Annotated in this window: 21 protein-coding genes and 1 tRNA gene; 17 read left to right on the top strand and 5 right to left on the bottom strand. The window is 68.9% G+C overall.

Annotated elements, in window-relative coordinates; translation table 11 throughout:
• Positions 1 to 184: 184 nt before the first annotated feature.
• Positions 185 to 257, bottom strand: a tRNA-Arg gene (locus G1H11_RS18420).
• 18 nt (positions 258 to 275) lie between these two features.
• Positions 276 to 1,067, bottom strand: coding sequence for a type I methionyl aminopeptidase (map, locus tag G1H11_RS18425; protein ID WP_163820051.1), 792 nt, complete (start codon positions 1,065 to 1,067; stop codon positions 276 to 278).
• Between the two features lie 141 nt (positions 1,068 to 1,208).
• Here map and G1H11_RS18430 point away from each other — a divergent pair, with 141 nt between their 5' ends.
• From G1H11_RS18430 to manA, 16 genes are all read left to right on the top strand, one after another.
• A complete protein-coding gene (locus G1H11_RS18430) occupies positions 1,209 to 1,505 on the top strand; it encodes a helix-turn-helix domain-containing protein (protein WP_163820052.1) in 297 nt (98 codons plus the stop codon).
• The gene (gene argS, locus G1H11_RS18435) at positions 1,502 to 3,160 is read left to right on the top strand and encodes an arginine--tRNA ligase (RefSeq protein ID WP_163820053.1); all 1,659 of its coding nucleotides are present in this window, start codon (positions 1,502 to 1,504) and stop codon (positions 3,158 to 3,160) included. The genes G1H11_RS18430 and argS overlap by 4 nt, the downstream gene beginning before the upstream one ends.
• Entirely contained in the window at positions 3,161 to 4,573 is a 1,413-nt protein-coding gene (lysA, locus tag G1H11_RS18440) for a diaminopimelate decarboxylase (RefSeq protein WP_163820054.1), read from the top strand.
• A 222-nt stretch (positions 4,574 to 4,795) separates the two neighbouring features.
• Entirely contained in the window at positions 4,796 to 5,752 is a 957-nt protein-coding gene (locus tag G1H11_RS18445; RefSeq protein WP_163820055.1) for a S1C family serine protease, read from the top strand.
• A gap of 171 nt (positions 5,753 to 5,923) precedes the next feature.
• Positions 5,924 to 6,382 (top strand): MarR family winged helix-turn-helix transcriptional regulator, encoded by a 459-nt coding sequence (locus tag G1H11_RS18450; RefSeq protein WP_216843909.1) that lies wholly within the window; start codon positions 5,924 to 5,926, stop codon positions 6,380 to 6,382.
• A 20-nt stretch (positions 6,383 to 6,402) separates the two neighbouring features.
• Positions 6,403 to 7,848: a phosphomannomutase/phosphoglucomutase gene (locus G1H11_RS18455; RefSeq protein ID WP_163820056.1), complete on the top strand. Its 1,446-nt coding sequence runs from the start codon at positions 6,403 to 6,405 to the stop codon at positions 7,846 to 7,848.
• 17 nt (positions 7,849 to 7,865) lie between these two features.
• Positions 7,866 to 8,042, top strand: coding sequence for a Trm112 family protein (locus G1H11_RS18460; RefSeq protein ID WP_163820057.1), 177 nt, complete (start codon positions 7,866 to 7,868; stop codon positions 8,040 to 8,042).
• Positions 8,043 to 8,047: 5 nt separating this feature from the next.
• Positions 8,048 to 9,061 (top strand): SIS domain-containing protein, encoded by a 1,014-nt coding sequence (locus G1H11_RS18465; protein ID WP_163820058.1) that lies wholly within the window; start codon positions 8,048 to 8,050, stop codon positions 9,059 to 9,061.
• A gap of 244 nt (positions 9,062 to 9,305) precedes the next feature.
• A complete protein-coding gene (locus tag G1H11_RS18470; RefSeq protein ID WP_163820059.1) occupies positions 9,306 to 10,520 on the top strand; it encodes an ROK family transcriptional regulator in 1,215 nt (404 codons plus the stop codon).
• Positions 10,520 to 11,545, top strand: a complete 1,026-nt coding sequence (locus G1H11_RS18475) for a carbohydrate ABC transporter permease (RefSeq protein WP_174257756.1) — start codon at positions 10,520 to 10,522, stop codon at positions 11,543 to 11,545. The genes G1H11_RS18470 and G1H11_RS18475 overlap by 1 nt, the downstream gene beginning before the upstream one ends.
• A gap of 70 nt (positions 11,546 to 11,615) precedes the next feature.
• Positions 11,616 to 12,407, top strand: coding sequence for a carbohydrate ABC transporter permease (locus tag G1H11_RS18480; RefSeq protein WP_425501255.1), 792 nt, complete (start codon positions 11,616 to 11,618; stop codon positions 12,405 to 12,407).
• A 23-nt stretch (positions 12,408 to 12,430) separates the two neighbouring features.
• The gene (locus G1H11_RS18485) at positions 12,431 to 13,702 is read left to right on the top strand and encodes an ABC transporter substrate-binding protein (RefSeq protein WP_163820061.1); all 1,272 of its coding nucleotides are present in this window, start codon (positions 12,431 to 12,433) and stop codon (positions 13,700 to 13,702) included.
• Positions 13,703 to 13,796: 94 nt separating this feature from the next.
• Positions 13,797 to 14,969, top strand: a complete 1,173-nt coding sequence (locus tag G1H11_RS18490) for a glycoside hydrolase family 15 protein (RefSeq protein ID WP_163820062.1) — start codon at positions 13,797 to 13,799, stop codon at positions 14,967 to 14,969.
• Positions 14,966 to 17,299, top strand: a complete 2,334-nt coding sequence (locus tag G1H11_RS18495) for a glycoside hydrolase family 31 protein (protein ID WP_163820063.1) — start codon at positions 14,966 to 14,968, stop codon at positions 17,297 to 17,299. Before G1H11_RS18490 ends, G1H11_RS18495 begins: the two co-directional genes overlap by 4 nt.
• Before the next feature lie 241 nt (positions 17,300 to 17,540).
• Positions 17,541 to 17,768, top strand: a complete 228-nt coding sequence (locus tag G1H11_RS18500) for a hypothetical protein (protein ID WP_163820064.1) — start codon at positions 17,541 to 17,543, stop codon at positions 17,766 to 17,768.
• A 186-nt stretch (positions 17,769 to 17,954) separates the two neighbouring features.
• Positions 17,955 to 19,154 (top strand): mannose-6-phosphate isomerase, class I, encoded by a 1,200-nt coding sequence (gene manA / locus G1H11_RS18505; protein WP_163820065.1) that lies wholly within the window; start codon positions 17,955 to 17,957, stop codon positions 19,152 to 19,154.
• Positions 19,155 to 19,225: 71 nt separating this feature from the next.
• Here the strand turns inward: manA and G1H11_RS18510 are convergent, their stop codons facing one another.
• Positions 19,226 to 20,257, bottom strand: a complete 1,032-nt coding sequence (locus G1H11_RS18510; protein ID WP_163820066.1) for an RDD family protein — start codon at positions 20,255 to 20,257, stop codon at positions 19,226 to 19,228.
• Positions 20,258 to 20,403: 146 nt separating this feature from the next.
• On the opposite strand from G1H11_RS18510, the gene G1H11_RS18515 reads away from it, so the two are divergent.
• Complete coding sequence (locus G1H11_RS18515) at positions 20,404 to 21,405, top strand: stage II sporulation protein M (protein ID WP_163820067.1); 1,002 nt, start codon at positions 20,404 to 20,406, stop codon at positions 21,403 to 21,405.
• Positions 21,406 to 21,437: 32 nt separating this feature from the next.
• On the opposite strand, the gene G1H11_RS18520 is transcribed toward G1H11_RS18515, so the two are convergent.
• Both G1H11_RS18520 and G1H11_RS18525 read right to left on the bottom strand, forming a co-directional pair.
• Complete coding sequence (locus tag G1H11_RS18520; protein WP_163820068.1) at positions 21,438 to 21,641, bottom strand: hypothetical protein; 204 nt, start codon at positions 21,639 to 21,641, stop codon at positions 21,438 to 21,440.
• Between the two features lie 49 nt (positions 21,642 to 21,690).
• Positions 21,691 to 21,969, bottom strand: a complete 279-nt coding sequence (locus G1H11_RS18525) for a hypothetical protein (RefSeq protein ID WP_163820069.1) — start codon at positions 21,967 to 21,969, stop codon at positions 21,691 to 21,693.
• Between the last annotated feature and the right edge of the window lie 228 nt (positions 21,970 to 22,197).

The following is a 22,197-nucleotide window of genomic DNA, read 5'->3' on the forward strand; positions in this document are numbered from 1 at the left end:
GACTCCCGATATCCCCGTAGCGGACGCAAACCACACGAAACCGTGACACTAGCGGACTTGGCCGCCGCCGCGTGTGGAGGGCCGCTGCAAACCCGAGCAAGACTACTCGCGTTGCGCTGTCCGTGCATCCGGATCGGTGTCATCAGTGCACAGCTTAGTGATCGACATCGCTATGACCTGTGGGTGCCCGCGGTAGGATTCGAACCTACGGCCTTCTGCTCCGGAGGCAGACGCTCTATCCCCTGAGCTACGCGGGCAGGGACCGCCCAAGGTTATCAGGACTCCGGGCCGGACCTGTAATCGCCGCCCGTCAGGATCCGTGGGCCGTCTTCGGTGACCGCGATGGTGTGCTCCGCGTGGGCGCCATTGCTGCCGTCGGCCGTGCACAATGACCAGCCGTCGGGGGCGATGCGGTAGGTGTCGTCGCCGCTGGCGATGAGGCTGGGCTCGATGGCGATGACCAGGCCGGGCCGAAGCTGCCAGCCCTTGCCGGGCGTTCCCTCGTTCGGGACGAACGGGTCCTCGTGCATGGCCCGGCCCACGCCGTGCCCGCCGAAGTCCGCCTGCATGCCGTAACCGGCGCCGCGTCCCACAGTGGACATGGCGTGTCCGATGTCGCCCATCCGGGCTCCGGGCTGTGCCGCCTCGATTCCGGCCATGAGCGTGGCCTCCGTGGCGGTGATCAGCTTCTCGTCGGCTGAACTCGCGGTGCCCACGACGTAGCTGACGGCGGCGTCCCCGTGCCAGCCGTCCACGCTGGCGCCGCAGTCCACGCTGAGCAGGTCACCGTCACGCAATCGGTATGTGGTCGGGATGCCGTGGAGCATGACGTCGTTGACCGAGGTGCACAGGACCGCTGGATAGGGGGACGGTGCGAATCGCGGCTGATAGCCGAGGAACGACGAGACCGCGCCCGCTCCGGCCATCACGTCGCGGGCCACGGCGTCGAGCTCGATCAGCGAGACGCCGGCGGCGGCGTGGGCACGGACTGCGGCATGCACGGAGGCGACCACAGCGCCGGCCGCGGCGATGGCATCGATCTCTCCCGGGGTCTTGAGTTCAACCATGATTCTCATTCCTCGCTCTTGTTCTCGGCCCCTTGGCATGGGTTGTGGTCGTGATCGCGCCCGAAATGTCCGTTTCCAGCGACCACAGCCCATGCCAAGGGCGGCGTTGCCGGATAACTATACCGGTATTAGTATCACGGCATGGTTCGTGTACCCCTGACTGTCTCGGAGCGGGAACGTGGCGAGCGGCTCGGTGACGCATTGCGCCGCGCCCGCGGAGACCGCAGCATCGCCGCCGTCGCCGCCGCGGCAGGGATCTCCGCGGAGACGCTGCGCAAGATTGAGCGTGGCCGGATCCCGATGCCGGCGTTCTTCACGGTGGCCGCCGTCGTGGACGTCCTCGGACTCTCACTCGACGAGGTCCTGTCTCAGGTGACGGACGAGATGGCATACGCGGATGACGGCGCGCCGGCCACAGTGACTACCCTTGCGGGGTGACCCCAGAGCAGCTTTCCCATGTGGTGCGCGCCGCGCTCGCGGCCGCGGTCGACGCCGGTGAGGTGGACCTCCCCGACGGGCCGCCGGCGGATGTGACCATCGAGCGCCCGCGTAACCGCGACCACGGAGACTACGCCACCAACGTGGCGATGCAGCTGGCCAAGAAGGCGGGCACCAACCCGCGAGCCCTGGCCGAACTGCTCGGGGCGCGTCTGCGAGAGGTCGCGGGCATCGAACGCGTGGACGTCGCCGGGCCGGGGTTCCTCAACATCACCGTCTCGGCCGCCGCGCAGGGCGAGCTGGCGAGGAGCATCGTCGAAGCGGGAGCCGGATACGGCCACACGGCCACCCTGCGGGGTGTCCGGATCAACGTCGAGTTCATCTCGGCCAACCCCACCGGTCCCCTGCACCTCGGGCATGTCCGCTGGGCGGCGGTGGGCGACGCGATCGCACGCGTGCTGGAGGCGGCCGGCGCCGGGGTGTCGCGCGAGTTCTACGTCAACGACCGCGGCGTGCAGATGGACCACTTCGGCGCCTCGATCATGGCGCGGGCACACGGCACCGAGGTGCCCGAGAACGGATACCACGGCTCTTATGTGACCGAGCTGGCCCAGGCCATCGTCGCGGAGCGGCCGGAGATCCTGGAGCTGCCGCACAACGAGCAGCTGATCGCCTTCCGGGAGGAGGGTTACCGGCTGCAGCTGTCCGAGCAGCAACGCCAGCTGGAGGAGTTCCGCACCAGGTTCGACGTGTGGTTCTCCGAGCGCAGCCTGCACGATTCCGGCCAGGTCGAGCATGGGCTGGACGTCCTGCGCAAGCAGGGACATCTGTACGAGGCGGACGGCGCCTTGTGGATGCGCACCACCGATGTCGGCGACGACAAGGACCGCGTGCTGATCAAGCAGGACGGTTCGTACACCTACTTCGCCTCGGACACGGCGTACTACGTCGACAAGCGCGAGCGCGGCTTCGACATCTGCGTGTACCTGCTCGGAGCCGACCACCACGGTTACATCGGCCGGCTCAAGGCGATGGCCGCGTGCACCGGTGACGATCCCGAGTACAACATCGAGATCCCTATCGGCCAGCTCGTGAAGATCGTGCAGGACGGGCAGGAGCTGCGGCTGTCCAAGCGGGCCGGCACCATGCTCACCCTCGGTGAGGTCGTCGACGCCGCCGGTGTGGACGCGCTGCGGTACTCGCTGTGCCGGTATCCGGTCGACTCGCCGCTGACGCTGGACGTCGCCCAGATCACCAAGCAGACCTCGGACAACCCGGTGTTCTACGTGCAGTACGCGCACGCGCGGTTGTCCTCCATCCGGCGCAACGCGGCGGAACTGGGGATCGAGCTGGGTGACCTGCGGCCTGAGCTTCTGGACCACGAGCGGGAGTCCTTGCTGCTTGCCGCGCTCGGGGAGTTCCCGCGTGTCGTGGCCATGGCCGCCGAACAGCGGGAACCACACCGCGTCGCCCGGTACCTGGAGGACACCGCCTCCACCTTCCACAAGTTCTACGACGTGTGCCGGGTTCTGCCCATGGGCGACGAGCCGGTCTCCGACGCGCATCGGGCCCGGCTCTGGCTGGTCGAGGCCACGCGCGTCGTGCTGGCCAACGGTCTGGCGCTGCTGGGCGTCTCCGCTCCGGAGCGGATGTAGATGCACACTCACGAAGCAGGCGTTCTGCACGCCGAGGCAGGTCACCGACGGCGCCCGTCCTGGCTGCAGATTCCCGGCGACGTTAATGCCCTGATGCCGGGACTGTGGTCGGCGACGGTCACGAGGGGCGACGACGGTGTTCTGCGCATCGGTGGACTCGACGTGCGAACGCTGGCCGCCGAGTACGGGACCCCGGCCTACGTGGTGGACGAGGTCGACTTCCGGTCCCGGGCACGCGCGTTCCGGGACGCGTTCGACGTCGCCTTCGACGGCGCCGACGTCTACTACGCGGGCAAGGCGTTCCTGTGCACCGAGGTCGCTCGATGGATCGCCGACGAGGGCCTGGGCCTGGACGTCTGCTCCGGAGGCGAACTGGCCGTGGCGCTGCGGGCCGGCTTCCCGACCGAACGGATCGGGCTGCATGGCAACAACAAGTCCGTCTCCGAGCTGAGCCGGGCGCTTGAGGCCGGCGTCGGCCGGATCATCGTCGACTCGTTCGACGAGATCGCGCGGCTGTCCGCGCTGGCGGCCGAGCGCGGCCCTCGTGCGCGGGTCATGGTCCGCACAACGGTGGGCGTCGAGGCGCACACGCACGAGTACATCGCGACGGCTCACGAGGATCAGAAATTCGGCTTCTCCATCGCCGGCGGCGCGGCTGCCCAGGCGGTGCGGCGGATCCTGGCCGAGCCGTCGCTCGAGCTGGTCGGCCTGCACTCCCACATCGGCTCTCAGATCTACGACACCTCAGGCTTCGAGGTCGCGGCCCGGCGCGTGCTGGGCTTGCACGCCGAGATCCGCGACGAGCACGGGGTCGAGCTTCCCGAACTGGACCTCGGCGGAGGGTTCGGCATCGCCTACACCAGCCAGGACGATCCCCAGCCACCGGAGGAGCTGGCCGCCGGGATGGCCGCGATCGTCACCCACGAATGTGCGGCGTACGGGCTCACCCCACCACGGATCAGCATCGAGCCGGGCCGCTCCATCGCCGGTCCGAGCGCCTTCACGTTGTACGAGGTGGGTACCGTCAAGGCGGTGGAGCTCGACGGCGGGGCCGTGCGCCGGTATGTCTCCGTCGACGGCGGGATGAGCGACAACATCCGCACCGCCCTCTACGACGCCGATTACTCCTGCACCCTGGCCTCACGCCGCTCCGACGCTGAGCCGGTCCTGGCCCGCGTCGTCGGCAAGCACTGCGAGAGCGGTGACATCGTCGTCAAGGACGAGTTCCTCCCGGCTGACATCGAGCCCGGTGACCTGGTAGCGGTCCCCGGAACCGGCGCGTACACGCGAAGCATGTCGAACACCTACAACCACGTGCCGCGGCCGCCAGTCATCGCGGTGCGCGGCGGCGAGGCCAGAGTGCTCCTCCGGCGGGAGACGGAAGAGGACATGTTTCTCCTCGACGTCGGCTGACGGGCTCTCGCGCCCCCGCGCCCCTCTTCCAAATGATCATGTAAACCATGTTTTCTCGTGCTTCACCATGCCTGCAGACCTGGTGAAGCACGAGAAAACATGGTTTACATGATCATTCCGGGGCGGGCCGTGTTGGGGATTTGCGCTCTGGGCGTACGCGGGACTGGTGCGCAGCGCGTCCGGCGTTATCCCGTCATTTCCGACGTTGCGGAGGTGGCGGCGATGGTCGACGACGCGGAGCGCGATGCGCTGGACGCGTACTCCAGGGTGGTCAGTGGTGTGGCTGCCCGGCTTCTCCCGTCCGTGGCGAGCCTGACGATTACCGGCGAGCGGCGTGGACGCACGGGCGTGGTCGGCACCGGTTCCGCGGTGGTGTTCACGAACGACGGGTTCCTTCTGACCAACGCGCACGTGGTGGGCCGGGCGACCCGGGGGACGGCGTCGTTCTCGGACGGCAGGGAGGCCGGCTTCACCGTGATCGGACGGGACCGGCTGTCCGACCTGGCCGTGATCCGCGCCGACGGCGCGACGCCAGAGCCGGCCGAACTGGGCAGCGCGGACACTCTGGCCGTGGGACAGCTCGTGGTCGCCGTCGGCAGTCCACTCGGGCTCTCCGGTTCAGTGACCGCCGGCGTCGTCAGCGGCCTGGGCCGCTCGATGCCCGCGCAGAGCGGGCGGGCTGTGCGCATCATCGAGGACGTGATCCAGACCGACGCCGCGCTGAACCCCGGAAACTCCGGCGGTGCCCTGGCCGATTCGACGGCCCGCGTAGTGGGCATCAACACCGCGGTGGCGGGTGTGGGTCTCGGTCTGGCGGTCCCGATCAACGACACCACGCAGCGCATCGTGTCCGCACTTCTGCGTGAGGGCAGGGTCCGGCGCGCCTTTCTCGGCGTGGCCACGTCGCCCGCTCCGGTACCTCCGGAGCTGGCCGGCCGGATCGGGCGGAGCCGCGGCGTGCGCATCGTCCATGTCGAGTCCGCGAGTCCCGCGGAGGCCGCTGGGCTGCGGGTCGGTGACCTGATCGTCACGGTCGGTGGTGAGCCGGTCGACGACGCGCAGTCCCTACAGCGGCGGATGTTCGCCGACGCGATCGGGGAGCCGCTGGCGATCATCACGTACCGCAATGGCGCGATGGTCGACGTGATCGCCCGGCCGGTGGAGTTGACCGATGGGTGAACTCGGACTCGGGAACCACGCGGAGGCAGGTGCCCGCCTCGTGATTCAGATGTCCAAGATCGGGAAATAGTGACGTTTGTCCTCTAGGAATACACGTTCGGCGCTCGTACTGTTACAGCAGGAGGAAGGCCGTGTTGATCTTGGTTTTGCGCCCCTTATGATCATTTGGCGATGATGGATGCCACGTCCGGTTCCGAGGAGCTTGTCAGCCCCGAGCAGCTCGAGGTCTGGCGGGCGTTCGACCGCGCGCACGTGCACGTGGTCCGGCAGCTGGAAGCCGACCTGCACGAGCTGCACCGCCTCCCGCTGCCATGGTTCGACGTCCTGGCCAGGCTGTCCGAAGCCGAGGGGCAGCGGCTGCGGATGTCGCAGCTGGCAGACCTGGTCATGTTGTCACCCAGCGGCCTGACCCGTCTGGTGGACAGGATGATCAGCGAGGGTCTTGTGCGCCGCATCCCGGCCGAACGAGACGGACGCGGTTTCTACGCGGCGCTCGCCGAGGAAGGCAAACGCCGCCTCGGCGACGCGAGCGAGACGCACCAGCGCGGCGTTCGCGACTATCTGCTGGAGCGCTTCAACGACGACGAGCTGACCCAGCTGGCCGGCTACCTGCGGCGCGTCTACGAGTGATCACGCGATAGTGTCGGCGCGTGCGTGAACTCGAGGCGATCGTCAAGGCCTACGACGTGCGAGGCGTCGTACCTGACCAGTGGGACGTCGACGTGGCTCGCGCGTTCGGCGTCGCCGCCGCCCAGGTGCTTGCCGGGGATGATCGCTCGCTCGTGGTGGGACATGACATGCGGCCCACCTCCCCGGCCTTGTCCGCGGCGTTCGCGGAAGGGGCCACATCGCGCGGGGTCGACGTCATCGTCATCGGCTTGTCCTCGACCGACCAGCTCTATTACGCGAGCGGTGCGCTGGATCTTCCCGGTGCGATGTTCACGGCCAGCCATAACCCGGCCGAGTACAACGGCATCAAGTTCTGTCGCCGGGGCGCCGCGCCGGTCGGGCGGGACACCGGTTTGCGGGAGATCCAGCAACTGACGCAGGCCGAGCTCGCCGGCAGCGGGCGTGGCTCGTGGGTGAGCCGATTACAGACAGCGGACGAGCGCAGTTTCCACAGCCCGTCGCGCGCTCCCGGCCGGATCGAACGCCGTGACGTTCTCTCCGATTACGCCGCCTATCTGCACGGACTGGTCGATCTGCACGGGATCCGTCCGTTGACCGTCGTGGTCGACGCCGCGAACGGCATGGCCGGGCACACCGTGCCGGCGGTTCTGGACGCCCCGGAGCTCACCGTCGTCCCGCTCTACTTCGAACTGGACGGCACATTCCCCAACCACGAGGCGAATCCGATCGAGCCCGGCAATGTTGCTGATCTCCGGCGCGCGGTCCTGGAACACGGCGCCGACGTGGGGCTCGCCTTCGACGGCGACGCGGACCGGTGCGTCGTCGTGGACGAGCGGGGCGACATCGTTTCGCCTTCGACCCTGACGGCGCTGATCGCGGTCCGGGAACTCCGGCGCGAGCCCGGCTCGGCCATCGTCCACAACCTCATCACCTCGCGAGCCGTGCCGGAGATCGTCGCAGAGCACGGCGGAACGCCGGTGCGGACCCGGGTCGGCCACTCCCTGATCAAGCAGCACATGGCCGAGACCGACGCGGTCTTCGGCGGCGAGCACTCGGCACACTTCTACTTCCGGCATTTCTGGCGCGCGGACTCGGGCATGCTCGCCGCGCTGCACGTGCTCGCGGCTGTGGGGCGCACCGATGACGGACTCTCCTCCTTGCTGGCGCCGTACGAGCGATACGTAGCATCGGGGGAGCTCAACAGCCGGGTCGGTGACACCGCCGGCACCTTGGCGGCGGTCGAATCGACCTTCGCCGCCCGGCCCGATATCGGGATCGACCACTTGGACGGCCTCACGATCGAGCACACTGGTAGTCCGATGTGGTGGTTCAACCTGCGCCCGTCCAATACGGAGCCGCTGTTGCGGCTGAACGTCGAGGGAGCCGACCGGGCCACCATGGAGCGGGTACGTGACGAGGTGCTGGGCCTGGTGAAGGACCTCGCAACCGCGAACCCGGACGCGTAGAGACAGGAGTAAGAGGGATGAGCCTTGATGCGGCGCTGCGTGATGTGATCGCCTGCCCCGTGTGCCACGGTTCGCTGGACGAGGTGGAGACGGCCGGTGGGACGAGTGAACTCGTCTGCTCGGGCTGCCGGCTCGCCTATCCGATCCAGGACGGCATCCCGGTCCTCCTTGCCGATCAGGCCCGTCACGCGTAGCCGCCGTGTTCTTCGACACCGCCCTCGACGACCCTGAAGCGCTCGGTCAGATCGACGGTGTCCTGCGGGACATCGCCAGCTGGGGAGCCCAGGTGCGCCGCGCCTACGGCGCCGCCGCGGACGCCCTCGCGGACCTCGACGCCGGGGACCGGCCCCGTGCCGTCGTGGCCGGCGGACCGGATGGCCGGTTGTTCCGGGCCGTCCTCGAGCCGATCTGCCCGGTGCCGTTTGTGGCGTGGCCGCATCCGGGACTGCCCGCGTGGGCCGGGCCGCTCGATCTGGTGGTGGTGGTCTGCGCCGAAGGCTCCGGGATAGACGCGGTTTCCACGGCAGCGGAGGCGCGACGGCGTGGATGCGCGCTGCTGGTCGCCGCGCCCGAGGGATCTGAGCTGCACACGGTCTCCGATGGGCGGGACGCGGTGTTCCTGCCCGCATCGGGCTCGAACGCGACGGCGCTGGCGGTGCCTGTCCTGAGTGCTCTGCACCGGCTCGGGCTCGGTCCCGACGTGCAGCCGGAGTCGGTCGCCGACGCCCTGGACGACATCGCCGAGCGGTGCTCACCCCGCGTGGGAGTGGACGAGAACGTGGCCAAGGAGGTCGCGCTCGCGCTCGCCGACAGTACGCCACTGGTATGGGGTGGCTCGGTACTCGCTGCGCGGGCCGCGCGACGGATCGCCGAAGCATTGCGCTCGGCCAGCGGGAGGCCGGCGGTAGCCGGGGACGACGAGCAACTGGTTCCGCTGTTGTCCAACGCACCCGAGGTCGATGTTTTCGCCGACCCGTTCGAGGACGGTCCCGCCCCTTTGCGGCCCGTGCTGATCATCCTCGACGACGGGACCGAGTCGCCCGTGCTCGATGTCGCTCGACGGCGGCTGGAGGCCGAGGCCGAACAGGCTTCGGTGCGTGTCTATCCCGTGCGAGCGGCCGAAGGCTCGCAGATCGGCCGGTTCGTCACCCTCCTCGCCGTCGGGCGTTACGCAGCCGCGTATCTGGCGCTAGGGATGGGCCGCCCCGCCTGATCAGCGCGCCCTCGCGCCATCTGGAAGCTTGTGGCGGTTGCGCCTTGGCCATGCGGACGCTTGTGGTCGCCTGGGTGCTATCTGGAAGCTTGCGGCGTTGGTGCCTGACTACATGGAAGCTCGTGGACGGTGTGCCATTCCGCCGACGCGTGGGCACATCTCGGTGACGCGAATACTGCTCCTGTTGACGAGACATTATTGGGATGTTAATTTTCTTCTAAATTTAGTCCTGAATGGAGTTTCCATGTCGGCGTCGAACGGTGCGGCTGCCCGCGGTGACCTGGTCCCGTCGGCCATCCTCGGCTTGCTCGGCACTCGGGGGCCTGCATCTCGGGCGGACATCGCCCGGACGCTGGAGGTCAGCCCCGCGACGGTCACCCAGGCGACCAAGAGCCTGCTGCGCCGGGGCCTGGTAGCGGAGCTGGACCACGTCCCGTCGCACGGTGGCAGGCCAGCACGGCTGATCGGGCTGGTCAGTGATGCGGGCGGTGCCCTCGGCGTCAAGGTCACGGCGGACCATGTGGCCGTCGTCGACGTGGAGCTGGACGGAACCGTCCGTGACTCGGCGTCCCATCCGTTCGATCCCGAGTCGCCGACGGCGCTGGACCGGCTGGGTGACATCCTCGGCGCGGCGATGGACGATCGCGGTGGCCGGCACCTGCTCGGCGTCGGTGTCGGCATCCCGGGAGCGGTGGACTCGCAGGCGGTGGGGATCGTCTCGGCTCCCACCCTCGGCTGGAACGAGGCCCACGTGGGGCCCATCCTCCGTTCGACGCTCGGTGTCCCCGTTCTCGTGGAGAACGACGTCAACACGCTCGCCGTCGCCGAACGGCTCTACGGCATCGGGCAGTCCTACTCGTCGTACCTGGTCGTCACGATCGGCCGGGGCATCGGCTGCGGGATCGTCGTGGACGGGGCCGTCTACCGGGGCGCCGGCGGGGGTGCCGGTGAGATCGGGCACATCCCGATCACCGTCGACGGGCCACTGTGCGGATGCGGCTCCTACGGCTGCCTGGAGGCCCACATCGGTGAGGCCGGTCTGGTCCGGATGGCGCTCGAGCGCGGTGTTATCGGGCCCCGGGGCACCAGCCGCGGGCTGCTGTCCGCCGCAGAGGACGGCAACCCGGCGGCCCGCGAGATCTATCGGGAGGCCGGCGAGCTCCTGGGACGCGGCCTCGCCGGGGTGGTTCACACGGTCGACCCGGAGACGATCATGATCCTCGGTGAGGGTATCGACGCCTGGGAATACTGGGAGCCCGGGTTCGAGACGGCCTTCCGGCGGCACCTGATCCCGTCTCGCCGGGGCCTCACCTACGTGGTGGAGCCGTGGGCGGAGGACAAGTGGGCTCTCGGGGCCGCGGCGCTGGTCTTCGCCTCGCCGTTCGACGCCACCGGCGCCAGCGGTGACCAGGGCAGGCTGGTCCGTGAGCGGTTGCACGCCAGCCAGGGCGAGGCCTGATGACACGGCCACAGCCGCAGCTCGGCTCCGAGCACGCCGCCGTTGAGGCGCCCGGCAACCCACTCGAGGCCGATGCGCGACGGGGCGCCGGGTCATCCCAGCCGGCGCCGGCGAGACGGTCTCCGGGACGGCCCGCCACTACTCGCCGGCTCTCTCCACGGGTGCGCACCACCGGCTGGGTGTTGTTCTTCCTGCTCCCGAGCGGCGTACCGCTGCTGGTGTTCACCTTCGTGCCGATGGTGTCGTCGGCCTGGGTGAGCCTGCACGAGTGGAACCTGATCTCATCCATGACCTGGGTGGGGCTGGACAACTACGCGCACCTGCTCACCGACCCGGGCACGCGCCGGGTCTTCGGGCACACCCTGCTCTACATCGGCGGCTACTTCCCGCTCGTCTACGCGGGAGGCCTGGGCCTGGCCATCGTGCTGAACCGGCAGCTGGCGGGACGGGCGTTCTTCCGCGCCGCGTACTTCCTGCCCGTGGTGACCAGCTGGGTGGTCGTCGCGCTGGTCTGGCAGTGGCTGCTCAACCCGTCCAACGGCCTGGTGAACCAGGTGCTCGGCTTCTTCAGTTTGGGCCAGCCCGGCTGGTGGACGGACCCGGCGTGGGCGATGCCGTCGGTCATCCTCGCCTCGGCGTGGAAGGACGTCGGCTTCGTCATGGTCATTCTGCTCGCCGGCCTGCAGGCGATCCCGCAGGAGATGTACGAGGCGGCGAAGATCGACGGAGCCAGCGGATGGAAGCTCTTCCGGCACGTGACGCTGCCGCTGCTCTCGCCGTCGACGTTCTTCGTGATCGTCATCTCATTGATCAATGGGTTCCAGGTCTTCGACCAGGTGTACGTGATGACCGGTGGCGGCCCCGCGGGCTCGAGCCAGGTGGTGGTCGGCCAGATCTACGACCTGACTTTCAGGTATGGACGGGCGGGTGAGGCGTCGGCGCTCTCATGGCTGCTGTTCGCCGTCATCCTCGCCGTCACCGCCCTTCAGATCCGTGGCCAGCGCAGGTGGGTGCACTATGGCTGACCTCTCCACCGTCTCCCGTCCGCCGGCGGCGCCGGCCACGCGGGTGCCGCGAAACGCGCCGCGGCGCACCATGCTCTACCTGGGCGTGATCGCGGGCGGCCTGGTGATGCTCTTCCCGTTCCTGTGGACCGTCGTCACCTCGATCACCACGGACGGCAACCTCTCCGGAGGGCCCACGCTGATCGTCGAGGATCCCACGCTGGACGCCTACCGGACGCTGTTCGAGGCGCTGCCGATGTGGCGCATCGTGGCCAACTCGTTCGGGGTGGCCGTGGCGGCCACCGTCTTCCAGCTGATCACTGGGTCGATGGCGGCTTACGGGTTCGCACGCCTGCAGTTCCGCGGCAAGAACATCATCTTCGCCCTCTACCTGGCGACGCTGATGGTGCCCATGCAGGTACTCGTCGTTCCGCTGTTCATCCAGATGACCAGGTTCAACCTGAACGACACGTACTTCGCCCTGCTGGCGCCCTCTGTGGCGTCGGCGTTCGGCATCTTCCTGCTCAAGCAGGCGATGGAGAGCGTGCCGCGGGAACTGGACGAGGCCGCGACCATCGACGGCGCGAACCACCTGCGCATCTACGCCACCATCATCCTCCCGCTGGTGCGACCGGCATTGGCGACGCTGGCCGTGTTCGCATTCATGAGCAGCTGGAACAGCTTCCTATGGCCGCTGGTGGTCATCCGCTCACCCGAACTGATGACCCTCCCGCTCGGTCTCGCCACACTGCATGGTCAGTTCACCACCGCGTGGAACGTCGTGATGGCCGGCTCGGTCATCTCCATCCTGCCCATCGCCGTGGTCTATCTGTTCGCGCAACGACACATCATCGCCGGCATGGCGCACTCCGGCCTCAAGTGAAACGCAACCGAAAGGACCTCATCATGGTGCGACGACGCTCCATCACCATCACCGCAGGGCTAGGTGTCCTCGTCCTGGCGCTCGGTGCCTGCTCCCAGGGATCGTCGAGCTCCAGCTCGACGTCCGAGTCGGACAGCGCCGAAGGCACGACCACCACCACCATCCGTTACATGAACTTCTCGGCGAACGACGGTCACGAGGCCGACCTCGACCGCATCGTCGAGGCGTTCGAGGAGGCCCACAGCGACGTCCAGGTTGAGGTGGAGACCATCCCGTACGCGGACTACTTCACCAAGCTGCAGACGGCGGTGGCCGGCGGTACCGTCTCGGATGCCTTCGAGCTCAACTACGAGAACTTCGTGACCTATGCGGAGAACGGGTCGCTGGCGCCGCTGGAGGGCATCGACGGCAGCGCGTACCGGGAGTCGCTGCTCGACGCGTTCAACCGGGACGGTACGCAGTACGGCGTGCCGACGTCGTTCTCCAACGTCGTGCTCTTCTACAACAAGACCCTGTTCGAGGAGAACGGCGTCGACCTGCCGACCGGCGACTGGACCTGGTCGGACGTGCAGGCGGCCGCCGAGGAGCTGACCGACGCCGACGCCGGCGTGTGGGGCAACTACCAGCCGATCAGCTTCCACGAGTTCTACAAGACGCTCGCCCAGGCGGGTGGGCAGTTCCTCAACGACGACGCCACCGAGGCGACCTTCAACACTGCGGAGGGCGTGCGTGCCGCGTCGTGGCTGGTGGAGAAGGCGGGAACGACGATGCCCACGGAGGCCGACGGCGCCGGGACGCCGGACTTCGACTCCAACCTCTTCGCCGAAGGCAAGCTCGCCATGTGGAACACCGGCATCTGGATGTTCGGCGGCATGGCCGACACGGATTTCGAGTGGGACATCGTGGTCGAGCCCGGTGACACCACCAAGGCCTCGGCGATGTTCGCCAACGGCGCTGTCGTCTCGGCGAGCAGCGAGCACGTCGACGCCGCGCAGCGGTGGGTGGACTTCCTGGCCGCCTCGGACACCACGACCGAAGTGCGGCTGGAGACGTCGTGGGAGCTGCCGCCGGTGGCGGACGAGTCGAAGCTCTCGGAGTACCTCGACGTGACGCCTCCGGAGAACCGGCAGGCGGTCCTGGACTCGCTCGACGCCGTGGTGCTGCCTCCGGTGATCGAGCGCCAGCAGGAGATGCAGGACATCGTCTCCGAGGAGCTCGGCAGCGCCGCCGCGGGCCGCAAGTCGGTTGAGGACGCCCTTGCCGACGCCGAGGACCGGGTCAACGCACTGCTGTGAAGCTGCGGGCGCCGGTGACGAGCCGGCCACGAGCCGTCCACGAACCGGCGCCCACTCTTCGCCCCCTGCAGCCCGACGTGAGGACTCACCACCGATGACCACCACGCCCACTTCGCCCGCCCTCGATCCGGCGGACACGGCCGCGCTGGCCGACCTGGCACACCGCAGTCACCAGGTCATCACCCAGTACCAGCATCCGTCCGGTGCCTACCCGGCGTCCCCGACGTTCTCGGCATACCGCGGGTTCGCCTGGTTCCGTGACGGCTCGTTCACCGCCGAGGGCATCTCCCGGTATGGAGACGTGGAATCGGCGAACCGTTTCCACGACTGGGCGAGCACCGTGCTCACCGACCGGGCCGACGACGTCGCCCGGCTCGTCGCGGCGGCCGCGGCGGGTGAGGACGTGCCGGTCGAGCGGATGCTGCCGACCCGCTTCACCCTGGAGGGCGCTGACGGCACCGCCGACTGGTGGGACTTCCAGACCGACGGCTACGGGATGTGGCTGTGGGCGGTGACCACCCATGCCGGACGCCACGGAATGGACCTGGCGAGATGGACGACCGGAATCCGGGTGTGCGTGGCCTACGTCGCGGCTTTCTGGGACCGCCCCTGTTACGACTGGTGGGAGGAGAACCTGGAGCACCGGCACGTCTCCACCCTCGGTGCCATCTACGGAGGGCTGGCCGCCGTCGCCGAGAGCGGTGTGCTGGACGCTGACGGCGCGGCGAAGGCACGGCAGGTGGCCGGCGAGATCCGTAAGCTCGTCCGGGAGGAGGGCGTCCATGGAGGTCACCTGACCAAGTGGCTCGGCTCCGAGGTCGTCGACGGCTCCCTGCCCGCATGTGTCGTGCCGTTCGGCCTGGTGGAGGCCGGCGACCCCATCGCCGGGGCCACGCTGGACGCGGTGGCGCGGGATCTCGACGTGGACGGCGGCGTGCACCGCTTCCGGGCCGACGTCTTCTACGGCGGAGGGCAGTGGCTCCTGCTCTCCGCCCTGCTCGGCTGGAATCGTGCCGTGACGGGCGACACCGACGCCGCCTGGCGCTACCTGCGCTGGATGGTCTCCCACACCACCTCGGGCGGCGATATGCCCGAGCAGGTCCCCGATCACCTGCTGGCGCCCGAGCACCGGGACGAGTGGCTGGAACGGTGGGGGCCGGTGGCCACGCCGTTGCTGTGGTCCCACGGTATGTACCTCATCCTCGCCGACGAGCTCGGCATCTTCCGGGGAACGCGTGATCGACGGGATGGAGGGCAGCTGCGATGACGACGACGAGTCTCGGCCCGGACCTCGTCCGGCATCGCCCGCATGGCCTGGAACACCCCTACGCGACCTCACCCGACCAGCGCTGGCCCGTGCTTCCTGAAGCGGGGGAACGGGTCCGCCTGGGCGTCGTCGTCGCGCCTGACGTGACGGCGGTGACCTGCGAGTGGGTCGAGATGCCGTCCGGGGTCGACGCCAGCCGAACCCAGCCGGCCAGCTCGACCACCCTGATGCTGGCTCCTGCGGTCCGGAATCCGCAGGACACTGCCGCCCTGGCGGGTGGCGACGGCCATCTCGCGGAGGCGCAGGCGAGCGGGCTGGGCCCCGACGGCGGCTGGGAGGTCCTCACCGACCCGGTGAAGGACGGCACCAGCTACCGGTACCGCTTCCACGCCGTGCTGGACGACGTCGCCGGTCCGGCGTCGAGCACGGAATGGTTCGAGTTCACGCCCGCCCGGTGGGTTCGTGATGCCGGAAGCCTCGCCATCGATTCCGGCCGGCTCGTCGACAGCAGCGTGGAATGGCTGGTGGCCGGGGATGACGTGCACCGGGTCCGGTTCGCACTCCGGCTGGAGCCGGACGAGCACGTCGTGGGCTTCGGGGAGCGGTTCGACGCGGTGGACCAGCGCGGCCGAAGCCTGGACGCCGTCGTCTTCGAGCAGTACAAGTCGCAGGGGAGGCACGGCCGCACGTATCTGCCGATGCCGTTCGCGCACGTGGTGCCGGAGTCCGGGGCGAGCTGGGGCTTCCACGTACGGACGTCTCGCCGCACCTGGTTTGACGTGGCGTCGTCGACACCGGAGTTACTCGTCGTCGAAGCCGCTCTCCCAGGACGAGGCGCGGGACAGCTGGATGTCGCAACGTACCGTGGCACGCCCACGGAGGTGCTCGCCGCGTTCACCGCCGAGGTGGGTCGTGCGGAGGAGCTGCCGCCGTGGGTGCTGCGGCTCTGGGCATCGGGCAACGAGTGGAACACCCAGCGCATCGTCATGGACAGGATGGACCGGCACCGCGAGCTCGACGTCCCGGTGGGGGTCGTCGTCATCGAGGCGTGGAGCGACGAGGAAGGCATCACCATCTTCCGCGACGCGCGGTACGAGGTGAACGCCGACGGTGCCGCGCACGTGGCGGAGGACTTCACCTATCCGCAGGACGGTGCCTGGCCGGACCCGAAAGCGATGATCGACGAGCTGCACTCCCGCGGGATCAAGGTGCTGCTATGGCAGATCCCGCTGCTGAAGACGCGGCACGACCTCAGCGACGAGGTCAGCGACGACGCGCAGGTGATGCGCGACGGCGAAGCCCTGGTGCGCGAGGGACACGCCGTCCTGGAGTCCGATGCCACCCCGTACCACAACCGTGGATGGTGGTTTCCGCAGGCGCTGATGCCGGATCTGTCGGTGCAGGCCACCCGCGACTGGTGGACGGAGAAGCGGCGCTACCTGGTCCGCGACCTCGACGTCGACGGGTTCAAGACCGACGGCGGCGAGCACGCGTGGGGCCATGACCTCCGGTACGGGGACGGCAGCCGCGGCGACGAGGGGAACAACCTGTATCCCGTCCACTATGCCCGGGCGTTCGGCGACCTGCTGCGCTCGGAGGGCAAGGCTCCGGTCACGTTCTCCCGGGCCGGGTTCACCGGCTCGCAGGCGCACGGCATCTTCTGGGCCGGCGACGAGGACTCGACCTGGGATGCATACCGCTCGTCGGTCGTCGCAGGCATCACGGCTTCAGCCAGCGGCATCGTCTACTGGGGCTGGGACCTGGCAGGGTTCTCCGGCGATATCCCGGACCCGGAGCTCTATCTGCGGGCGGCCGGCACGTCGTGCTTCATGCCGATCATGCAGTACCACTCGGAGTTCAACCACCACCGCCCACCGCTGCGGGACCGCACCCCGTGGAACGTCGCCGAGCGTACCGGCGACGAGCGGGTGATCCCCGTGTTCCGCCGCTTCGCTCACCTGCGGGAGCGGCTGGTGGACTATCTCGCCGAGCAGGCCCGCGTCGCCATCCGGGACGGCCGCCCGCTGATGCGGGGGCTGTTCTTCGACCATGCCGGGGACCCGATGATCTGGCAGTACCCGCTCCAGTACCAGCTCGGCGACGCTCTGCTGGTGGTCCCGGTGGTGGAGCCGGGCACCGAGAAGGTGGCGGCGTATCTGCCGGCCGGTGACTGGATCGACGTCTGGAGGGGAGTCACGTACGCCGGCGCCACCGAGGTGACGCTGCCCGCGCCCATCGATCAGCCGCCGGTGCTCTGCCGGGCCCAGGACTGGTCACGTCTGCGCCACGTGTTCGCGCCCGAGGCACGTCAGGCGAGTTCTGTCGCGTAGTAGTTCGTCGGTAGCGGATCCGCTCCGGGTCCGCCACCAGCCGTCACCGGCCGCGGCCTGCGGACATGGGGAGGGCCGCGGCCGTCCGATACAGGCCGTTCGGCGGACGAGATGAACCAATCGGACGTTGTCCGGCGGTGCGCACGCAGGGTTGAGTGGTGCTGGCATCGGGTAACCCGACGAGTGGGTCGGGTCGGCGGCCTGCTCGATGCCCCTGGATCGACACACCGGAGACGCCGAAATGAGCAAAACGCTACTGCCTGCTCAGGCACATGCGGCGGCTGCGCAGCTTGAGGACGCGCTGAGCACGTGGGGGGCCCGCGAGGCAGGCAGCCACCATCCGCACACCAGGGCGGCCGGGGAGCAGGCGATCGCTCTGTGTGGAGAGCTCATCGTCCAGTTCCAGCTGTTGCGGGACAGCTTGGTTGCGGAACTCGGTGCGTACGACGACGAGGTCCGCCGCGGATAGGGGCCAGAGCCGTCGTCCTGACGCCCTTGTGCCGTCCTGACTCCGATCTGTCGTCCTGACCCCCGTGAGTCGCGCCAAGAACGCCTTCTGGCAGTTTTTGCGCGACGAGAGGGTGTCAGGACGACCGAAATGCGTCAGGACGGCTGACCGAAGTCCCGACTGCTGGGCCGAGTAAAGTGGCGGCTCGTGGCGGTCCTTCTCGAGAATCCGATCCGGTCCTATGCGTGGGGGTCTCCCACCGTCCTCCCGGAGCTGCTGGGACACGAGCCCAGCGGCGAGCCGCAGGCCGAGCTGTGGATCGGTGCGCACCCGGGATCGCCGTCGTTCGTCGCCGGAGCCGGAAGAAGCCTGCCGGAGTACCTCGCCGCCGACGCCGCCGCGACGCTCGGGCCTGAGGTGACGGCGCGCTTCGGCGTGGTGCTGCCGTACCTGCTCAAGATCCTGGCCATCGACCGTCCGTTATCGATCCAGGCGCATCCCACCATCGAGCAGGCCGAGCAGGGGTACGCGGCCGAGGACGCGGCGGGCGTCGCCCTCGATTCGCCGAAGCGTTCCTACCGGGACCGCAACCACAAGCCCGAGATGGTGGTGGCGCTGACCGACTTCGAGGCGCTCATCGGCTTCCGGGATGCGCAGGAGCTGGCCCGGACGTTCGAGGAGACCGCGCCCGAGCTGTTCGCCGACACGGTGGTCATTCTGCGCGGAGCGGACGGGCTGCGAGAGCTGGTGCATGCCTGGCTGGCGTTGCCGGAGCCGGAGGTGAACCGCCTGGTCCACGCGGTGACCCAGGTGGCACGGGCCAACCGCGGTCGCGACCCGTTCGCCGTGGTGGCCCGGCTCGCCGACGAGTACCCGGGAGATCGAGGCCTGCTTCTCGCGCTGCTGATGATCCGGGTGCCGCTGCGGCCGGGCGAGGCGGCGTTCGTGGGCGCCGGCGTGCCGCACGCCTACCTGTCGGGTGTCGCGGTGGAGCCCCAGGCCAGCTCGGACAACACGCTGCGTGCGGGTCTGACGCCCAAGCACGTCGACACCGTTGAGGTGGCGCGCGTCCTGCGCTACGAGCCACGCGGCGGACTGGTGGTCCGGCCGCGCCAATGCGGTCCTGGCGAGTACGTCTACCCCGTGGGTGGTCTTGAGGAGTTCCGGATCTGCCGGCTGGAGCTCAGCGACGACGAGATCGTGCCCACCGGGGAGGGCCCGCGCCTGATGCTCGTCGTCGATGGCCATGCCCGCGTCCGGGCTGGTGCCTACCGGGCGGCGTGCGAAGCGGCGGAGCCGGTGGAGCTGGCCCAGGGCCGAGCCGCGTTCATCCCCGCCGCCGAGCGAGTCACCGCGATCTCGGGTGCCGGTACCGCGTTCACGGTCACGCCGAACATCACCCGCTAGCGTCCCGCGCCGGCTGCGTGGCGGGGCCAGGTAAGCCCAGTCCCGGGCAGTGGGGATGGGGCCAGGCCGGATCAGGCCGGGGGAACGAAGCCGCCCCCGGTCCGCGGCTGCTCGTCGTGGTGCGAAGGCTCCGGCGAGCCGCCGTCCGACGGCTCGGGTCGCGTCTGCGCAGCCGAGTGCGTGGAACTTTCCGGCGTGGCCCAAGCCCCGGAACTCGCCGGTGGTGCCCAGGCCCCGGAACTCGGTGCCGTCTGCCGCTCAGGACCGGGCGACGTCTGCGCACCGGGATCCGGCTGTGCGTCCGGCGTGCTGGGCTGCGGCGAACTGGGCTGCGCGTTCGGCGGCTGTGTCCCGCCTCGGTGACCGGCGAGCCGCACCGATTCGCGCCGGCCCCGCTCGTGGAGCACCGCGGCGAGGTACTGCCAGGGCGGCACACCGTGCGGAGGAGGCGGGCTGACCACCGACGCGACCTGTGCCGCGAGCCTGGCGCCCAGATCATCGCGCACCTGCGGCGAGAGCTGGCCCGACCGGGACAGGTAATTGCGAGCGGCCAGAGCGAGATCGTTCGGCAGCTGGGAGAGCTCCAGCGTGGTGGCCCAGCCGGCCAGTTGCGGGTGCACCGGGGGCAGGCCAGGTGATACGGGTATCCGTTCCCGGATCACGACCGTGCCCGCCAGAACGTCGCCGATCCTCTTGCCCCGCTCGTTGAGCAACGAGCAGAAGATGGCGCCGACCCCGGACGTGATCACGAAGTCGGCGAACACGCCGCTCAGCGCGCGCACGAGCGAGTGCCGGGCCCGGATCGGCCCGCCGTCGTCGCGGACTACGCGCAGGCCGAGAGCCAGCTTCCCGAGCGAGCGTCCCCGGGTGAGGGTTTCGATGGTGGCCGGAACCGCGACCAGCAGGGCTATGGTGGCGGCGAGGCCGAGGGCGGTGGCCAGGGCGGTGTCCACCGCCGGCACGATGTTGGCCACCAGGGTGTAGATGCCGAGCGCGCACGCGGCGTAGACGACGAGGTCGATGCCGATCGCCAGCGCCCGGGAGGGGAGCTTGGCCAGACGTAGCTCGAGCGGGACGGCCTCTCCGGTGACGACGTCGCTCATGGTGTCCAGTCTCCCCCATCCGCCTCCGGTGCCGGAACGCGGTTGACGGTCGCCGCAGCGCACGAACATCCGAGGGGGATTGGTAGCGTCAGTGGGGTAGTGATCGCCTCACCATCGCCCAGCACTCCGGCACCGGAAGGAACTCTGTGGACGTCGACGCCTTCATCGCCGCACACCAAGGCGAGTGGGACCGGCTGGCCGCACTGGTCCGCAGACGCGGGCGCCTGACCGGCCCGGAGGCGGACGAGCTGGTCAGCCTCTACCGGCGGGTGTCCACGCATCTGGCCATCGCACGTTCCTCGGCGCCCGACCCGGTGCTGCTCGGCAAGCTGTCCGGCCTCGTGGCCCGGGCCCGGACGGCCGTCGCGGGCACCCGTGATCCAGGCTGGAACGACGTCCTGAACTTCCTCACGGTCCGTTTCCCGGCCGCGGTCTACCGAAACCGGTACTGGTGGGTCACTGTCGCGGCGGTGTCCGTCGTCGTCTCCGTGGCGATCGCCTGGTGGGTGGCGGCCAATCCCGACGTCCAGGCGACCATCGGAGCCCCGGAGGAGATCCGCCAGCTCGTCGAAGAGGACTTTGAGGACTATTACTCGGCGAATCCGGCCGGTTCGTTCGCCGCCCAGGTGTGGATCAACAATGCCTGGGTCGCGGCGGGCTGCCTGATCCTGGGCGTCTTCCTCGGGTTGCCGGTGATCTACATCCTGGCCATGAACATCGTGAACGTCGCCGTGTCCGCCGGGCTGATGGCCTCCGCCGGGCGGCTGGACGTGTTCTTCGGCCTGATCACCCCGCACGGTCTGCTGGAACTCACCGCGGTCTTCGTCGCGGCAGGCGCGGGACTCCGGCTCGGGTGGACGGTGATCGACCCGGGTCCGATGAAGCGTACCGACGCGCTGGCCGAGGCGGGCCGGTCGGCAGCCGGCCTGGCGGTCGGGTTGCTGGGCGTCCTGCTGATCTCCGGCGTCATCGAGGGGTTCGTCACTCCGTCGGGGTTGCCCACGTGGGCCCGGATCGGGATCGGCGTCGCGGCCGAGGTCCTGTTCATCGCCTACGTCTGGGTCTACGGGCGCCGCGCTGTCGCCGCAGGAGAGGTGGGCGACCTCGACCGCGCCATCCGGGGCGACGCCCTGCCTGCCTCCGCCTAAGTCCCCACCCCAGATCTGCGACGAATCCACACTCAATAACGAGCCAAGGTCCTTCGGCTCACGTCAACTCGATGTGTGTTCACCAGCTCGCTGATGCTGTCCTCGTCGACATCGGTCTCGAAGACCGAATGGCCGCTGTCGCTGAGGACTTCGACATCGACCCCCTCGGCCGGACGACTGATCGAGACGATCTGCCCGAACTCATCGTGGACGATGAATACGCGTTTCGTTGCCATGTCTTCCCCACCGATCATGTAGGCACGCGAACTGCTACGGTGCAGGACACTAGAGCGACTCGACCTGCGCGATGAGATGCACGTTGCAGCTGTTGAATGGAGCGTTGTTCTTGATGTAGACCTTCTGAGCGAACGTGCCATTCACGTGCTGGAAGTGCTCGCCCTGAGTGAGGGTGGCGTGCGCCTTGGGATACAGAACCCCAGGTCCGGACCCTGGAAATACAACGATGCTGTAGGTCACGGCCTCACGACTGGTCCACCCATGGACAAACCAGGAGTGGCTTCCGTTAGCCGCGATGGTGACCCACCCGATGTCTCTGACAGCCATGCTCGCTCGCCTCCCCGCCCCGGTTCTGGCGTTACCCGGATAGCCGCGTCGGGCCCAAGGATGCTTATGAGTTATCGAGCGTCACCGCGTGAACGACATCCCCCCGGACCCCTCACCCTGAATGATCCGCCTGCCAAGGGAGTCCGTCAATACATTTGGTCCGCCACCTTGACTCCGTCGCCAGCTGCAGCGCACCCCGCAGCCCCGCCCCTAAATGATCATGTAAAC

It is taken from the genome of Phytoactinopolyspora alkaliphila (assembly GCF_010550695.1).
Lineage (GTDB): Bacteria > Actinomycetota > Actinomycetes > Jiangellales > Jiangellaceae > Phytoactinopolyspora > Phytoactinopolyspora alkaliphila.

Excerpts from the sequence above, each read along its gene's own strand:
- map (WP_163820051.1), bottom strand. The coding sequence starts at position 1,067 with ATGGTTGAACTCAAGACCCCGGGAGAGATCGATGCCATCGCCGCGGCC.
- G1H11_RS18430 (WP_163820052.1), top strand. The coding sequence starts at position 1,209 with ATGGTTCGTGTACCCCTGACTGTCTCGGAGCGGGAACGTGGCGAGCGG.
- lysA (WP_163820054.1), top strand. The coding sequence starts at position 3,161 with ATGCACACTCACGAAGCAGGCGTTCTGCACGCCGAGGCAGGTCACCGA.
- G1H11_RS18445 (WP_163820055.1), top strand. The coding sequence starts at position 4,796 with ATGGTCGACGACGCGGAGCGCGATGCGCTGGACGCGTACTCCAGGGTG.
- G1H11_RS18450 (WP_216843909.1), top strand. The coding sequence starts at position 5,924 with ATGATGGATGCCACGTCCGGTTCCGAGGAGCTTGTCAGCCCCGAGCAG.
- G1H11_RS18460 (WP_163820057.1), top strand. The coding sequence starts at position 7,866 with ATGAGCCTTGATGCGGCGCTGCGTGATGTGATCGCCTGCCCCGTGTGC.
- G1H11_RS18470 (WP_163820059.1), top strand. The coding sequence starts at position 9,306 with ATGTCGGCGTCGAACGGTGCGGCTGCCCGCGGTGACCTGGTCCCGTCG.
- G1H11_RS18475 (WP_174257756.1), top strand. The coding sequence starts at position 10,520 with ATGACACGGCCACAGCCGCAGCTCGGCTCCGAGCACGCCGCCGTTGAG.
- G1H11_RS18480 (WP_425501255.1), top strand. The coding sequence starts at position 11,616 with ATGCTCTACCTGGGCGTGATCGCGGGCGGCCTGGTGATGCTCTTCCCG.
- G1H11_RS18485 (WP_163820061.1), top strand. The coding sequence starts at position 12,431 with ATGGTGCGACGACGCTCCATCACCATCACCGCAGGGCTAGGTGTCCTC.
- G1H11_RS18490 (WP_163820062.1), top strand. The coding sequence starts at position 13,797 with ATGACCACCACGCCCACTTCGCCCGCCCTCGATCCGGCGGACACGGCC.
- G1H11_RS18495 (WP_163820063.1), top strand. The coding sequence starts at position 14,966 with ATGACGACGACGAGTCTCGGCCCGGACCTCGTCCGGCATCGCCCGCAT.
- G1H11_RS18500 (WP_163820064.1), top strand. The coding sequence starts at position 17,541 with ATGAGCAAAACGCTACTGCCTGCTCAGGCACATGCGGCGGCTGCGCAG.
- G1H11_RS18510 (WP_163820066.1), bottom strand. The coding sequence starts at position 20,257 with ATGAGCGACGTCGTCACCGGAGAGGCCGTCCCGCTCGAGCTACGTCTG.
- G1H11_RS18520 (WP_163820068.1), bottom strand. The coding sequence starts at position 21,641 with ATGGCAACGAAACGCGTATTCATCGTCCACGATGAGTTCGGGCAGATC.
- G1H11_RS18525 (WP_163820069.1), bottom strand. The coding sequence starts at position 21,969 with ATGGCTGTCAGAGACATCGGGTGGGTCACCATCGCGGCTAACGGAAGC.